Below are 15714 nucleotides of genomic sequence, written 5' to 3' on the forward strand. Positions count from 1 at the left end.
CTGCCGCGATAGCTCAGGTCCAGACAGGCCGGCTTCAATCCGTTTAAACTGCGCCTTTGTTACGCAAATTGTCGCATTGCCGAAAACCTTGAAAAAACCCGGTTTTGCGCTGTAACAAGTTGTCGCCTGGCGGCAAGGCCGAACACAAATCAGTCCTTACAATCTTTCCATCGCTCGCCAGTTTCAGGCAGGCGTTCCTCATCAGGAGACTCCGATGTCCGTTGAGCATGCTGCGGTGCAACGCGCCGATTTCGACCAGGTAATGGTCCCCAATTACGCCCCGGCCGGGTTCATCCCTGTGCGCGGTGCGGGCTCCCGGGTCTGGGATCAGGCGGGGCGCGAACTGGTGGATTTCTCGGGCGGTATCGCCGTCAACGTATTGGGCCACTGCCACCCGGCGCTGGTCGGTGCCTTGACCGAGCAGGCCAATAACCTCTGGCATGTGTCCAACGTCTTCACCAACGAGCCGACCCTGCGTCTGGCGAAAAAGCTGGTGGATGCGACGTTCGCCGAGCGCGTGTTCTTCTGTAACTCCGGTGCTGAAGCCAACGAAGCCGCCTTCAAGCTGGCACGCCGTGTAGCGCATGACCAGTACGGCCCGGAGAAGTACGAAATCATCGCGGCGCTGAACAGCTTTCATGGCCGCACCCTGTTCACCGTCAGCGTGGGTGGGCAGCCGAAGTACTCCGATGGTTTCGGGCCGAAGATCACCGGCATCAGCCATGTGCCGTACAACGACCTCGACGCACTGAAGGCTGCTGTTACCGACAAGACCTGTGCCGTGGTGCTGGAGCCGATTCAGGGCGAGGGTGGTGTTCTGCCGGGTCAGCTGGAATACCTGCAAGGTGCGCGCAAGCTGTGTGACGAGCACAACGCCCTGCTGGTGTTCGATGAAGTGCAGAGCGGCATGGGCCGCAGCGGTCATCTGTTCGCCTACATGCATTACGGCGTGACCCCGGACATCCTTTCCAGCGCCAAGAGCATCGGCGGCGGTTTCCCGCTGGCGGCCATGCTCACCACTGAAAAGCTCGCCAGGCACTTCGCGGTCGGCGTGCACGGCACCACCTATGGCGGCAACCCGCTGGCCTGCGCGGTCGGTGAGGCGGTCATCGATGTCGTCAATACGCCTGAAGTGCTTGCGGGCGTGCAGCGCAAGCATCAGCAATTCAAGACCCGTCTGGAAAGTATCGGCCAGCAATACGGCGTGTTCAGCGAAGTGCGCGGTCTGGGCCTGTTGATCGGTTGCGTGTTGTCCGATGCCTGGAAAGGCAAGGCCAAGGACATCTTCAATGCGGCCGAGGCCCAGGACCTGATGATCCTGCAGGCCGGCCCTGACGTGATTCGTTTCGCGCCGAGCCTGGTGATTGAAGACGCAGACATCGAAGAGGGCCTGAACCGCTTCGAACGCGCCATCGCCAAACTGACATCCTGATTCGATGGCAGCCTTGCGGTGTCCGCTTGATGGCAGACGCCGCACCTGTTTCCTGCGCCATGCGGCCTGACGCCATGTGGTGCTTCTACTAGCGCCGGTCGTAAAGGCTGGTCGATCTACAAGGAGTGGCACCATGCTGGTAATGCGCCCTGCGCAAATGGCTGACCTGGCCGAGGTTCAACGCCTCGCTGCCGACAGCCCTATCGGTGTCACGTCCTTGCCCGACGATGCTGGCCGCCTGACCGACAAGATCGGCTCGTCGGAGGCGTCGTTTGCCGCCGAGGTCAGCTTCAACGGCGAAGAAACCTACTTCTTCGTGCTCGAAGACAGCGAAAGCGGCAAGCTGGTAGGCTGCTCGGGCATCGTGGCCTCGGCGGGCTACTCCGAGCCGTTCTACAGTTTTCGCAACGAAACCTTCGTGCATGCTTCCCGCGAACTGAAGATCCATAACAAGATTCACGTGCTGTCGCAGTGTCATGACCTGACCGGCAACAGTCTGCTGACCAGTTTTTACGTGGTCCCGGAGCTGGTCGGCACGGCATGGTCGGAGCTCAATTCGCGCGGCCGGCTGCTGTTTGTCGCCAGTCACCCCGAGCGCTTTGCCGATTCGGTGGTGACCGAGATCGTCGGTTACAGCGATGAGCAGGGCGACTCACCGTTCTGGGATGCCATCGGGCGCAACTTCTTCGATATCAATTACGCCGCTGCCGAACGCCTGTGCGGGCTGAAAAGCCGGACCTTCCTCGCCGAGCTGATGCCGCATTACCCGATCTACGTGCCACTGCTGCCCGACGCAGCGCAGGAAGCCATGGGACAGGTGCATCCGCGCGCGCAGATCACCTTCGACATCCTGATGCGCGAGGGCTTTGAAACCGATCACTACATCGACATTTTCGACGGTGGACCGACGCTGCACGCTCGGGTGTCCGGGATTCGTTCGATTGCCCAGAGCCGTCTGGTTCCGGTCAAGGTCGAGCCCGGGCAAGGCAGCGATGTCGGCAAGGGTGGGCGTCTGTATCTGATCGCCAATGGCCTGTTGCAGGACTACCGCGCGGTGCTGCTGGAACTGGACTGGGCGCCCGGCAGGCCGGTGGTGCTGAGTCTCCAGGCTGCCGATGCCCTGGGTGTTGGTGAAGGTGCCAGTGTGCGGATTGTCGCGGTCTGAACCGGACGTTCGATAGCTGATTAGCGAGTTTCAAGGCTCTTGATGAGCCGCTGAGGAGATAACATGATCGTTCGTCCTGTACGCAGCAGCGACCTGCCCGCGTTGATCGAGCTGGCGCGTAGCACCGGCGCCGGTCTGACGACTCTGCCCGCCAATGAGCAGCGTCTGGCGCACCGGGTAGGCTGGGCCGAAAAGACCTTTCGCGGAGAAGCCGAGCGCGGCGATGCCGATTACCTGTTCGTGCTGGAAGACGACGACGGCCGGGTGGTGGGTATTTCCGCCATTGCCGGAGCGGTCGGTCTGCGCGAGCCTTGGTACAACTACCGGGTCGGTCTGACCGTCAGCGCTTCACAGGAGCTGAACATCTACCGGGAAATTCCGACCCTGTTCCTGGCCAACGATCTGACCGGTAATTCCGAGCTGTGCTCGCTGTTCCTGCACAGTGATTCGCGTAACGGCCTCAACGGTCGCCTGCTGTCCAAGGCGCGCATGCTGTTCATCGCCGAATTCCCCAGGCTGTTCGGCAACAAGATCATTGCTGAAATGCGCGGCATGTCCGATGAGCAGGGCCGTTCGCCGTTCTGGGAAAGTCTGGGGCGGCACTTCTTCAAGATGGAATTCAGTCAGGCCGATTACCTGACCGGCGTGGGCAACAAGGCATTCATCGCCGAACTGATGCCCAAGTTTCCGTTGTACAGCTGCTTTCTTTCCGAAGACGCACGCAACGTGATCGGTCGGGTGCATGCCGACACCGAGCCTGCGCTGACCATGCTCAAGAGCGAAGGCTTTTCGTATCAGGGTTATGTCGACATCTTCGATGCCGGCCCGGCTATCGAGTGCGAGACCGGCAAGATTCGCGCAATCAAGGACAGCCAGGCGCTGGTGCTGGCCATCGGCACGCCAGGTGACGACGCTCCACAGTTCCTCATCTACAACCGCAAGCGTGAAGACTGCCGCGTCACGGTAGGCGCTGCGCGTTTTGCCGCCGGTACGCTGGTCGTCGCTCCGCAAACCGCCAAGCGCCTGCGCATGAGTGCGGGCGACAATGTGCGCGCGGTGCCCTTGTCTGCGGCGCGGGAGGGCGTTTGATGAATACCCTTTACATCGCAGGCGCGTGGCAGGACGGGCAGGGTGAGGTAGTCAATTCGCTGAACCCGGTGACCCAGCAAGTGCTGTGGTCCGGGCGTGGGGCGAGCGCCGCGCAGGTCGAGAAGGCGGTGCAGGCGGCGCGTCAGGCATTTCCCGCCTGGGCACTGCTGTCTCTGGATCAGCGCATCACGATACTGGAGGCCTTCGCTGCACGGCTCAAACATCACGCCGACGCGCTGGCGCAGTGCATTGGTGAAGAAACCGGCAAACCCTTGTGGGAGTCGGCGACCGAAGTGACCAGCATGGTCAACAAGATTGCCATCTCGGTGCAGAGCTATCGCGAACGAACCGGCGAAAAGAGCGGGCCACTGGGCGACGCCACTGCGGTACTGCGCCACAAGCCGCACGGCGTGGTCGCCGTGTTCGGCCCGTACAACTTTCCCGGGCATCTGCCCAACGGCCATATCGTCCCGGCCTTGCTGGCGGGCAACGTGGTGCTGTTCAAACCCAGCGAACTGACACCGAAAGTCGCTGAGCTGACCGTCAAGTGCTGGATCGAAGCCGGGCTGCCTGCCGGGGTCCTGAACCTGCTGCAGGGCGGTCGCGAAACCGGAATCGCGCTGGCGGCCAATCCGGGTATCGACGGCCTGTTCTTCACCGGGTCGAGCCGGATCGGCAATGCGCTGCATCAGCAGTTCGCCGGTCGGCCGGACAAGATCCTTGCCCTGGAAATGGGCGGTAACAACCCGTTGATCGTCGATCAGGTTCAGGACATCGATGCAGCGGTGTACACCATCATTCAGTCAGCCTTCATTTCCGCGGGCCAGCGCTGCACCTGTGCGCGTCGTCTGCTGGTGCCCGAAGGCGACTGGGGTGATGCCTTGCTGGCACGACTGGTGGGCGTCAGCGCTACTATCGAAGCCGGTGCGTTCGATCAACAGCCTGCGCCGTTCATGGGTTCGGTGATTTCGCTGGAGGCTGCACGCGCCTTGCTCGACGCGCAGCGCAATCTGCTCGCCAACGGCGCACTGACCCTGCTGGAAATGCGCCAGCCGCAGCCCGGCTCGGCGCTGCTGACGCCTGGCATTATCGATGTCAGCGCGGTGCCCGATCGACCCGACGAAGAGCTGTTCGGCCCGCTGCTGCAGGTCATCCGCTACGCCGGGTTTGACGCCGCCATCGCCGAAGCCAACGCCACCCGTTATGGCCTGGCGGCAGGCCTGCTCTCTGACTCCGAAGCGCGTTATCAGCAGTTCTGGCTGCACAGCCGTGCCGGGATCGTCAACTGGAACAAGCCGTTGACCGGAGCCGCCAGCAGCGCGCCGTTCGGCGGGGTAGGCGCCTCGGGCAACCATCGCGCCAGCGCCTATTACGCGGCCGATTACTGCGCCTATCCGGTGGCTTCGCTGGAGGCCGGCAGCCTGACGCTGCCTGCGACACTGACCCCCGGCATCAGGCTGAGCTGACAGTGTGCGCACGATTGCTTATAAGAATAGATCCACGGAGCCTTGCCGATGAAGTCCTGTGAAGTGAATTTTGACGGTCTGGTCGGGCCAACCCACAACTACGGCGGGTTGTCCTACGGTAACGTTGCCTCCCAGAGTAACAGCCAGCAAAGTGCTAACCCGCGTGAGGCGGCGCTGCAAGGCCTGGCGAAAATGAAAGCGCTGATGGACCTGGGTTTTACCCAAGGCGTGCTGGCACCGCAGGAACGTCCTGATGTGTCCGGCCTGCGCCGTCTGGGCTTCACCGGCAGCGATGAGCAGGTGATTGAAAAAGCGGCCCGTCAGGACATGCCGTTGCTGGTCGCCAGTTGCTCGGCATCCAGCATGTGGGTGGCCAACGCGGCCACGGTCAGCCCCAGTGCCGACACTGCCGATGGGCGCGTGCATTTCACGGCGGCCAACCTCAACTGCAAATACCACCGCAGCATCGAGCATCCGACCACCACTCGCGTGCTCGGCGCGATGTTCGCGGATGCAAAGCATTTCGCTCATCACCCTGCGCTACCGCCTGTCGCGCAGTTTGGCGATGAAGGCGCTGCCAACCACACCCGTTTCTGTCGTGATTACGGCGAGGCCGGTGTCGAGTTCTTCGTGTTTGGCCGCAGTGCCTTCGACACGCGCTACCCGGCGCCGCAGAAGTATCCGGCGCGTCAGACCCTGGAGGCGTCACGCGCCGTTGCGCGGCTGCACGGTCTGAGCGAAGCCGGCGTGGTCTATAGTCAGCAGAACCCGGCGGTCATTGATCAGGGGGTGTTCCACAACGATGTGATTGCGGTCGGCAACGGTGAGGTCTTGTTCTATCACCAGGACGCATTCCTCAATACCGAGCCGATGCTCGATGAGCTGCGCGACAAGCTCAGTCTTGTCGGCGGTAAGTTGCGGGCGATTTGCGTACCGCGTGCCGAGGTCTCGGTTCAGGATGCCGTGCGCTCCTACCTGTTCAATAGCCAGCTGTTGTCGCGGTCCGATGGCTCGATGCTGCTGATAGTGCCGCAGGAATGCCAGGCGAACGCGAGTGTCTGGGCTTACCTGCAACGATTGATCGCCGATGACAGCCCGGTTGCCGAGGTCAAGGTGTTCGACCTCAAACAAAGCATGCAGAACGGTGGTGGTCCAGCCTGCCTGCGCTTGCGGGTGGCGCTCAACGACACCGAGCTGGCGGCGGTGAATCCGGGGGTGATCATGACTGCGCCGTTGTACGAAACGTTGACGCAGTGGGTCGACAGGCACTACCGGGATCGCATGAGTGAAAGCGATCTGGCCGACCCTCGATTGCTCGACGAATGCCGCGCGGCATTGGATGAACTGACGCAAATCCTTAAACTGGGCGCGGTTTATCCGTTTCAACTGAATTGAAGCATCCTGCGCGCCGGGCCACTGTCCGGCGCACTATTTCCTTTATAGAGAGCATTTTTATATGAGCGACGCCCTGCAACTGATCCTTGAAGACACTGATGGCACCCAGCTGGAAACGTCCTGCACCCGCGTTGCCGTCATCTGGCAGGGCAAGGAACTGTGGATTCAGCAGGATGGCCGTGGCCAGTTGCTGATCGGCGTTGACGTCGAAGAGGACGATGCCGAATACGCCAACTTGCTGCTGCGTCCGCTGGCGACCAACCTGGTCAGCCTGCAACTGGAAATGGAACCGGCCGACATGGGCGTCGAGGAAGACGGTCACGTTCACGGCCCTGACTGCAACCACTAAGGAAGCGCGCCATGCTCGCCCTCGGCAAACTGCTTGAACTGACCCTGGCTGGACGTGAGCCGGCGGAAAAGACTCAACTGACCGTCGAAGGCGTGCGCATGCGCTGGATGGGCGAGGGCGCACTGGAAGTCCGCCCGCCACAGGCTCGTGACAATGGCACTGACCTGCTGCTGTCTGCCGGTATCCATGGCAACGAGACTGCGCCCATCGAGCTGCTGGATGAATTGATCCGCAGCATTGCGCGCGGCGACCTGAAACCGCGCGCACGAATTCTGTTCCTGTTCGGCAATCCCGACGCCATGCGACGCGGGGCGCGTTTTGTCGAGCAGGACGTCAATCGGCTGTTCAACGGCCGTCATCTGCAAAGCGGTGGCGCCGAGGCCTTGCGGGCCTGCGAGCTGGAACGACTGGCCGCCAGCTTTTTCAGTCTGCCGGAGCGTTATCGGCTGCATTACGATCTGCACACCGCCATTCGCGGCTCGACGATCGAACAGTTCGCGCTGTACCCGTGGAAGGAAGGACGTCAGCATTCCCGGCTTGAGCTGGCCAGGCTACGAGCGGCGGGCATGAGTGCGGTGCTGCTGCAAAACAAGCCGTCCATTGTGTTCAGCGCCTACACCTACGATCAATTGGGGGCCGAGGCTTTCACTCTGGAACTGGGCAAGGCGCGGCCGTTCGGGCAGAACCAGCAGGTCAATCTTGGGCCACTGCGCGTGTGTCTCGAGCAGCTCATCGAGGGCACTGAACCTGAGCTGGATGACGATCTTGAAGGGTTGCAACTGTTCAGCGTGGCGCGGGAAGTGATCAAGCGCACCGATGCGTTCACCTTCAACCTGGCCGATGACGTCGAGAACTTCTCCCCGCTGGAAAAGGGCTACGTGCTGGCCGAAGACGCGGGTGGTTCACGCTGGGTAGTGGAAGAAGAGGGCGCGAGAATCATCTTCCCCAACCCCAGGGTCAAAAACGGCCTGCGGGCGGGGATTCTGATCGTACCCACTGATGCGGACAGCCTCGGCTGATCGCTCGGCACCCTCAGGACCTGACGCAGAGCGTCCAGAACGATAGGTGTCCGGGAGAACACCTACCGATGCTGCGTCTCAGCAGGCCGCTTTCTGCTGTGCATCCAGACGGCGCAGGCTGCGTACCTTGTTCAGGGTGTCAGCGCAGGTCTTGGCTGCTTCTTCGCCCTTGTGCACGAAGTGATCGAAGAAGAACTTCTGATGCTCTTCGCCGGCATGGAAGTGATGCGGTGTCAGGACCACGGAGAACACCGGTACTTCGGTTTCCAGCTGGACCTGCATCAGCGCGCTGACCACTGACTGCGCGACGAATTCGTGACGATAGATGCCGCCGTCCACTACCAGTGCGGCGCCGACGATGCCGGCGTAGCGGCCGGTATTGGCCAGCAGTTTTGCATGCAGCGGGATTTCAAAGGCGCCGCCCACTTCAAAGATGTCGATATCGCTTTCGGCGTAGCCCTGATTGGCCATCTCGGCGATAAAACCTTTACGGCTCTGGTCGACGATATCCTTGTGCCAGCAGGCCTGGATGAACGCGACACGCTCGTTTGCGTGGCTTTTGCTTTTGCTGTCGATTGCAGTTGGTTGCACGTGTTCTGACTCCTGTTTATGGAAAAAACAGGGCGTTTGGATCGAAAGGGATTCAAGCTGCGTAGGAAAGCCTCCTGAACGATGTCGTTCATGGATAGGTTTTACAGACGTTCTTGTTGACGCCAATCCCGCTCTCTCTTCATCCGGACTATGACCGTCGGCCCCGGAATCACACCGGGTCTGCTGACCTTACAGATCGCGGCCAACGCCACGACCCCCAAGCGCTCGCGGGCTAGACGCATTGCGCGTCATTACCGCCGGTGGGGAATTACACCCCGCCCTGAGAACGTTGCCGTCACTTTACGTGGCCGGCGCGAGATTTTTATCATAGTTCGCTGGATCATGCATGGACACTTTCGTACGGTATACCTGCCTTTTTCTTATAAGGGGTCGGAGTATCGAGAGCGGCGGCGCTTGATTATCATGTACCGCGTCGTCAGTAATGCCTTGTTGCAAGCCAAAGGTTGCATGCATTATCGATCTTCAACTTCAGGGAGCTTTTTCGTGACTGTCATCGATCTGCGCAGCGACACAGTGACTCTGCCCACGGCCGGCATGCTTGATGCCATGGCACGTGCGCCCGTTGGCGATGACGTCTACGGCGAGGACCCTACCGTCAACCTGCTCGAAGCAACGCTTGCCGGACGCCTCGGGTTTGATGCCGCGCTGTTCGTGCCGTCGGGCACCATGAGCAATCTGCTGGCGCTGATGGCGCACTGTGAACGCGGCGACGAGTACATCGTCGGTCAGCAGGCCCACACCTATAAATACGAAGGTGGCGGTGCGGCAGTGCTGGGCTCCATTCAGCCACAGCCGCTGGAGGTACAGGCCGACGGTTCTCTGGACCTGCAGCAGGTGCTCGACGCCATCAAGCCCGATGATTTTCACTTTGCCCGCACGCGCCTGCTGGCCCTGGAAAACACCATGCAGGGCAAAGTGCTGCCCCTGGACTACCTGGCTGCCGCGCGTACCCTCACTCTGGAAAAGGGGCTCGCCCTCCATCTGGACGGCGCACGACTGTACAACGCCGCGGTCAGGCTGGGTGTCGATGTCCATGAGATCACCCGGCACTTCGATTCGGTTTCGGTCTGCCTTTCCAAGGGGCTGGGCGCGCCGATCGGCTCGGTGCTGTGCGGTTCGCAGCCGTTGATCGCCAAGGCCCGCCGCTTGCGCAAGATGCTCGGCGGTGGCATGCGTCAGGCTGGAGGGCTGGCGGCGGCAGGGCTCTACGCGCTGGATCATCAGGTCGAGCGGTTGGCGGACGACCATGCCAACGCGGCGTTTCTGGCTGAAGGCCTGAGCGGGCTCGGCTACGCTGTCGAGCCGGTGCAGACCAATATGGTCTATGTGCAGATCGGCGAGCGCGCGGCATCGCTCAAAGCGTTCTGCGCCGAGCGTGGCATCGTACTCACGGCCGCGTCGCGGCTGCGCATGGTGACCCACCTGAACGTGTCGCGCGCTCAGATCGAACAGGTCATCGCCGCATTCGCAGCCTTTGAACACCCATGACATGCCGATAATCCAGTTACTTGTTTCTATCGCACAAACACACTGTACCGAGGGCGCAACGCCTATATAATGCGGCCCTTTGCCGTCGCTACGTCATTTGACGTTTTGCACTTGCCTCTGGCCGCAGTCTCCGTGGAAGAACCTATGAAAAGCGCAGAAATCCGTGAAGCCTTCCTTGGCTTCTTCGAAGAGCAAGGCCACACCCGTGTCGCTTCAAGCTCCTTGATTCCGGGCAATGACCCAACCCTGCTGTTCACCAACGCAGGCATGAACCAGTTCAAGGATTGCTTCCTGGGCCAGGAAAAGCGCGCCTACACCCGCGCCGTTACCAGTCAGAAATGCGTGCGTGCCGGTGGCAAGCACAACGACCTGGAAAACGTCGGCTATACCGCTCGTCACCATACTTTTTTCGAAATGCTGGGCAACTTCAGCTTCGGTGACTATTTCAAGCGTGATGCCATCACCTACGCCTGGACCTTCCTGACCTCCGAAAAATGGCTCAACCTGCCCAAGGAAAAACTCTGGGTCACGGTATACGCCACTGACGACGAAGCCTACGACATCTGGACCAAGGAGATCGGCGTACCTGCCGAGCGCATGGTCCGTATTGGCGACAACAAAGGCGCACCGTACGCCTCCGATAACTTCTGGACCATGGGCGACACCGGCCCGTGCGGTCCTTGCAGCGAGATTTTCTTCGATCACGGCCCGGAAATCTGGGGCGGCCCGCCAGGCTCGCCGGAAGAAGACGGCGACCGTTACATCGAAATCTGGAATAACGTATTCATGCAGTTCAACCGGACTGCAGATGGCGTGCTGCACCCGCTGCCAGCGCCGTCGGTCGATACCGGCATGGGCCTGGAGCGCGTCAGTGCGGTCCTGCAGCACGTGCATTCCAACTATGAAATCGACCTGTTCCAGAGCCTGCTGGCTGCGTCGGCCAAGGCCATCGGTTGCAGCAATGACAACCAGGCTTCGCTGAAAGTCGTGGCTGACCACATTCGCTCGTGCGGCTTCCTGATCGCCGACGGCGTGCTGCCCTCCAACGAAGGGCGTGGTTATGTGCTGCGCCGCATCATTCGTCGCGCCTGCCGTCACGGCAACAAGCTGGGTGCCAAGGGCAGCTTCTTCTACCAGATCGTTGCCGCGCTGGTTGCCGAGATGGGGTCTGCGTTCCCTGAGCTGGTGCAGCAGCAGTCGCACATCGAACGCGTACTGAAAGGCGAAGAAGAGCAGTTCGCCAAGACCCTCGAGCAAGGTCTGAAAATTCTCGAGCAGGATCTGGCCGACCTCAAAGGCACCGTGGTTCCGGGCGAAGTGGTGTTCAAGCTGTACGACACCTACGGCTTCCCGATGGACCTGACCGGCGACATCGCCCGCGAGCGCAACCTGACCCTGGACGAAGCAGGCTTCGAGCGTGAAATGGACGCCCAGCGCGTGCGCGCCCGTTCGGCCAGTTCGTTCGGCATGGATTACAACAGCCTGGTCAAGGTCGATGTGGCCACGCAGTTCACCGGTTACTCGGCGACCACTGGCAGCGCCAGCGTCGTGGCCCTCTATAAGGAAGGCCAGTCGGTTTCTCACCTGAATGAAGGCGAAGAGGGCGTGGTGATTCTCGACATCACCCCGTTCTACGCCGAGTCGGGCGGTCAGATCGGTGACAGCGGTTTCCTGCTGGCCGGTGACGCGCGCTTTGACGTCAGTGATACCACCAAGACCGGTGGTGCGTTCCTGCACCACGGCGTTGTGGCGTCCGGCAGCCTGAGCGTTGGCGCGCAGGTTGAAACACAAGTGGCTGATGAAGTTCGCGATGCAACCAAATTGAACCATTCGGCCACTCACTTGCTGCACGCCGCATTGCGTCAGGTGCTGGGTGAGCACGTTCAGCAGAAAGGCTCGCTGGTCGACAGTCAGCGTCTGCGCTTCGACTTCAGCCATTTCGAAGCGATCAAGCCCGAGCAACTGCGCGCGCTGGAAGATATCGTCAACGCCGAGATTCGCAAGAACACCGAGGTAATGACCGAAGAAACCGATATCGACACGGCGAAGAAAAAGGGTGCCATGGCGCTGTTCGGCGAGAAGTACGGCGACAGCGTTCGCGTACTGAGCATGGGCGGCGAGTTTTCCGTCGAGCTGTGTGGTGGCATTCACGCCAGCCGCACCGGTGACATCGCGCTGTTCAAGATCGTCAGTGAGGGCGGTGTTGCAGCAGGCGTGCGCCGTATCGAGGCCGTCACTGGCGCTGCGGCCCTGGCCTGGCTGAATTCGGCCGAAGATCAACTCAAGGAAGCCGCGACGCTGGTCAAAGGCAATCGCGACAACCTGCTGGACAAGCTGACGGCGGTGATTGAACGCAACCGTCTGCTGGAAAAACAACTGGAACAACTGCAGGCCAAGGCAGCCAGTGCCGCCGGTGACGACCTGTCGTCAGCTGCGCTGGATGTCAAAGGGGTCAAGGTTCTGGCCACGCGCCTGGATGGTCAGGACGGCAAGGCGCTGTTGGCGCTTGTCGATCAGTTGAAGAACAAGCTCGGCCGCGCAGTGATCCTGCTCGGCAGTGTTCATGAGGACAAGGTTGTCTTGGTCGCAGGCGTGACCAAGGACCTGACTGGCCAACTCAAAGCCGGTGATTTGATGAAGCAGGCAGCTGCCGCCGTAGGTGGTAAAGGTGGCGGCCGTCCTGACATGGCTCAAGGCGGTGGTGTCGATGCCGGTGCGCTGGATTCAGCGCTGGCACTGGCCGTTCCTTTTGTAGAGCAGGGTATCTGAGTCGGGTCAGCGTGCCTGCCGCACACCGGCAGGCCGTACTGGGGCTCGAATGTTAATGGGTGCTCTTAACGGGATTTGAGGCGGCTTTGAGATGGCTTTAATCGTACAGAAATTTGGCGGCACCTCCGTGGGCTCTGTAGAGCGCATCGAGCAGGTGGCCGACAAGGTCAAGAAATTCCGTGAGGCGGGTGACGACCTTGTGGTCGTGCTGTCGGCCATGAGCGGTGAAACCAATCGTCTGATCGAGCTGGCCAGGCAGATCAGTGATCAGCCGGTTCCTCGCGAGCTGGATGTCATTGTCTCCACGGGCGAGCAGGTCACCATCGCGCTGCTGGCGATGGCCTTGATGAAGCGTGGCGTTCCGGCGGTGTCCTACACCGGCAATCAGGTGCGTATTCTCACCGACAGCGCGCACAACAAGGCGCGCATCCTGCAGATCGACGACCAGAAGATCCGCTCCGACCTGAAAGCGGGTCGCGTGGTGGTGGTCGCCGGCTTCCAGGGTGTCGATGAGCACGGCAACATCACGACCCTCGGGCGTGGTGGCTCGGACACGACCGGTGTTGCCCTGGCGGCGGCGCTGAAAGCGGACGAGTGCCAGATCTACACCGACGTCGATGGCGTCTACACCACTGATCCGCGCGTCGTGTCGCAGGCCCAGCGCCTCGACAAGATCACCTTCGAAGAGATGCTGGAAATGGCCAGCCTCGGTTCCAAGGTGCTGCAGATCCGTGCGGTCGAGTTCGCCGGCAAATACAATGTCCCGCTGCGCGTTCTGCACAGCTTCAAAGAGGGGCCGGGCACCCTCATTACAATCGATGAAGAGGAATCCATGGAACAGCCGATCATTTCCGGCATCGCCTTCAACCGCGATGAAGCCAAGCTGACCATCCGTGGCGTGCCAGACACCCCCGGCGTGGCGTTCAAGATTCTCGGCCCGATCAGCGCGGCCAATATCGAAGTGGACATGATCGTGCAGAACGTCTCGCACGATAACACCACCGATTTCACCTTCACGATCCATCGCAACGACTATCAGGCGGCCTTGCAGGTGCTTGAGGCCACCGCGCGTGAAATCAGCGCGCGTGAAGTCTCCGGCGATACCAAGATCGCCAAGGTGTCCATCGTCGGCGTCGGCATGCGCTCGCATGCCGGCGTTGCCAGTCGCATGTTCGAAGCGCTGGCCAAGGAGAGCATCAATATTCAGATGATCTCCACATCGGAAATCAAGGTTTCCGTGGTCATCGAAGAGAAATACCTGGAGTTGGCTGTGCGCGCATTGCACACGGCCTTTGAGCTGGATGCTCCGCGGCAGGGTGAATGACCCTGTCATCGAAGGGCGCGGCGTGACCGCGTCTTTCGGGTGCTGCGCAGAAGGGCTTTTGTTTTCTTTGCGTTAGTCGATATACAGGTAGTGGTCATGGCGTTTTGCTAGTGTCACTGCCTATAGGTTGCAGACTGTTGTCCCTGAATAAAGACGTAAGGAGAAAAGTATGCTGATTCTGACTCGTCGGTGCGCGGAAAGCCTGATCATTGGGGATGGTGAAATCACTGTCACCGTGCTCGGAGTGAAGGGTAATCAGGTGCGTATTGGTGTCAATGCGCCCAAGGAAGTCGCTGTCCACCGTGAAGAGATTTACCTGCGTATCAAGAAAGAGAAGGACGAAGAACCAAGCCATTAATTTTTATTGAATTTTTGGTTTGCAAACGGGGAAAAGGGTGGTTATTATACGCCCCGTGTTGCGGAGAGCTGGCCGAGTGGCCGAAGGCGCTCCCCTGCTAAGGGAGTACACCTCAAAAGGGTGTCGGGGGTTCGAATCCCCCGTTCTCCGCCATTATTTATGTAGTGCGTAAAACTGGGCTTGATCTGTAAGTTGTTGAATTTACTAGAAAAAGTGCTTGACTAAACAGTTTTACGACCTATAATGCGCGGCACCAACACATGCACTCGTAGCTCAGCTGGATAGAGTACTCGGCTACGAACCGAGCGGTCACAGGTTCGAATCCTGTCGAGTGCACCATTTAAAGTTGTTTGAAATGTTGTAAGCAATTACAAGGTTTCCGATAACTGGCTCCAACCAGAGGTGATCTGGTCTAAAAACACCAATGCACTCGTAGCTCAGCTGGATAGAGTACTCGGCTACGAACCGAGCGGTCACAGGTTCGAATCCTGTCGAGTGCACCATACAAACGAAAAGCCCACATCGAAAGATGTGGGCTTTTTGCTTTCTAGCGTTTTCCTTTAACGCATCCGTGCTCGTCGAACGTCACCTTATTGCTGCGGCCTTTTTTCTGGTTGTACACGTAATGCAATTCGCCGTTGCGGTTGGTGATCTTGTCGGGGCGCCCCAGCAGGCTCTCCACATCACGCTGCGTCATGCCGGGAGGGGTGCGCTGGTTGATGATCGCAGCCCGGCGCTGTTCGGCGCTTAAGCGGTTGCCGCAGCCATCATCGCGTGTGCCGACTACGACAACTGTCTGGTCTGCCGGTTTTCCGCGCGCGGTTTGTGCAGTACTGGCGGGCGGCAGCACGTCGATACGGGTTCCCGGTGGTGCATTGAAGGCTCTCTGCAGGCGGGTACTGTGCCCATCCGGGCAGCCCAGGGTGGTAAACGTAATCTTTCCCGATGCATCCTCGCAGCGATGAACGTTGCTGGCGGTTGCAGCGGCAGGAAGGCAGAGCAGGGCGCTCCACAGCAGCAGATGATTGACAGGTCGCATGCTCAAGGTCCTCCGTGACGGGTGTCAGCAAAGGCTAACTGCCGTCTTTGGGCGGGGCGAGCGTGTTTTGTTGGCTGAATGTGACGTCGAACCCTGGCTGGCTTACGGAGTTGTGCAGGTTTGCGCTGCAAACGGTTGTTCTGAGCTGAATTTTCTCGCGTGCGCTTCGCTCAAAGCGGTGTATCATTGCGCCCGTCAGCTCCGCCGGG

Annotated in this window: 13 protein-coding genes, 3 tRNA genes and 1 riboswitch; of the genes, 14 read left to right on the plus strand and 2 right to left on the minus strand. The window is 60.2% G+C overall.

From position 1 onward, the window contains the following. Positions 1–214: 214 nt before the first annotated feature. The 7 genes from LIX91_RS22520 to astE all read left to right on the plus strand — a co-directional run bounded on the left by LIX91_RS22520 (position 215) and on the right by astE (position 7915). On the plus strand, positions 215–1432 hold the full coding sequence (locus LIX91_RS22520; protein WP_004411082.1) for an aspartate aminotransferase family protein: 1218 nt from the start codon (positions 215–217) through the stop codon (positions 1430–1432). A gap of 133 nt (positions 1433–1565) precedes the next feature. Beyond that, a complete protein-coding gene (gene aruF, locus LIX91_RS22525) occupies positions 1566–2597 on the plus strand; it encodes an arginine/ornithine succinyltransferase subunit alpha (protein WP_003424821.1) in 1032 nt (343 codons plus the stop codon). A 63-nt stretch (positions 2598–2660) separates the two neighbouring features. Beyond that, positions 2661–3686, plus strand: a complete 1026-nt coding sequence (astA, locus tag LIX91_RS22530) for an arginine N-succinyltransferase (RefSeq protein WP_004404400.1) — start codon at positions 2661–2663, stop codon at positions 3684–3686. Further along, positions 3683–5152 carry a succinylglutamate-semialdehyde dehydrogenase gene (gene astD, locus LIX91_RS22535; RefSeq protein ID WP_226489193.1) on the plus strand — a complete coding sequence of 490 codons (1470 nt, stop codon included), beginning with the start codon at positions 3683–3685 and terminating at the stop codon, positions 5150–5152. The genes astA and astD overlap by 4 nt, the downstream gene beginning before the upstream one ends. A gap of 48 nt (positions 5153–5200) precedes the next feature. Then, positions 5201–6547, plus strand: a complete 1347-nt coding sequence (astB, locus tag LIX91_RS22540) for an N-succinylarginine dihydrolase (protein WP_003424827.1) — start codon at positions 5201–5203, stop codon at positions 6545–6547. 61 nt (positions 6548–6608) lie between these two features. After that, positions 6609–6896 (plus strand): hypothetical protein, encoded by a 288-nt coding sequence (locus LIX91_RS22545; RefSeq protein ID WP_003314741.1) that lies wholly within the window; start codon positions 6609–6611, stop codon positions 6894–6896. A gap of 11 nt (positions 6897–6907) precedes the next feature. After that, entirely contained in the window at positions 6908–7915 is a 1008-nt protein-coding gene (gene astE, locus LIX91_RS22550) for a succinylglutamate desuccinylase (RefSeq protein WP_096134264.1), read from the plus strand. A 78-nt stretch (positions 7916–7993) separates the two neighbouring features. Here astE and LIX91_RS22555 read toward each other — a convergent pair whose 3' ends face one another. Then, positions 7994–8506: a 6,7-dimethyl-8-ribityllumazine synthase gene (locus LIX91_RS22555; RefSeq protein ID WP_003369893.1), complete on the minus strand. Its 513-nt coding sequence runs from the start codon at positions 8504–8506 to the stop codon at positions 7994–7996. A gap of 126 nt (positions 8507–8632) precedes the next feature. After that, a riboswitch (FMN riboswitch) is annotated at positions 8633–8798 on the minus strand. A 212-nt stretch (positions 8799–9010) separates the two neighbouring features. Between LIX91_RS22555 and ltaE the strand changes: the two genes are divergently transcribed. The 7 genes from ltaE (at position 9011) to LIX91_RS22590 (ending at position 14969) form a co-directional block, all read left to right on the plus strand. After that, the gene (gene ltaE, locus LIX91_RS22560; RefSeq protein WP_226489194.1) at positions 9011–10015 is read left to right on the plus strand and encodes a low-specificity L-threonine aldolase; all 1005 of its coding nucleotides are present in this window, start codon (positions 9011–9013) and stop codon (positions 10013–10015) included. Between the two features lie 144 nt (positions 10016–10159). Continuing rightward, complete coding sequence (gene alaS / locus LIX91_RS22565) at positions 10160–12784, plus strand: alanine--tRNA ligase (protein ID WP_004412798.1); 2625 nt, start codon at positions 10160–10162, stop codon at positions 12782–12784. Positions 12785–12875: 91 nt separating this feature from the next. After that, positions 12876–14108: an aspartate kinase gene (locus tag LIX91_RS22570; protein WP_003369901.1), complete on the plus strand. Its 1233-nt coding sequence runs from the start codon at positions 12876–12878 to the stop codon at positions 14106–14108. A gap of 169 nt (positions 14109–14277) precedes the next feature. After that, positions 14278–14466, plus strand: coding sequence for a carbon storage regulator CsrA (gene csrA, locus LIX91_RS22575; RefSeq protein ID WP_002554426.1), 189 nt, complete (start codon positions 14278–14280; stop codon positions 14464–14466). 62 nt (positions 14467–14528) lie between these two features. Then, positions 14529–14619 (plus strand) — tRNA-Ser (locus LIX91_RS22580). A 109-nt stretch (positions 14620–14728) separates the two neighbouring features. Then, positions 14729–14805 (plus strand) — tRNA-Arg (locus LIX91_RS22585). Between the two features lie 87 nt (positions 14806–14892). After that, positions 14893–14969, plus strand: a tRNA-Arg gene (locus tag LIX91_RS22590). Positions 14970–15013: 44 nt separating this feature from the next. Here the strand turns inward: LIX91_RS22590 and bamE are convergent. Then, positions 15014–15505, minus strand: a complete 492-nt coding sequence (gene bamE / locus LIX91_RS22595; RefSeq protein ID WP_004412797.1) for an outer membrane protein assembly factor BamE — start codon at positions 15503–15505, stop codon at positions 15014–15016. Between the last annotated feature and the right edge of the window lie 209 nt (positions 15506–15714).

The organism is Pseudomonas sp. B20 (assembly GCF_020515755.1).
Taxonomy (GTDB): Bacteria; Pseudomonadota; Gammaproteobacteria; order Pseudomonadales; family Pseudomonadaceae; genus Aquipseudomonas; species Aquipseudomonas syringae.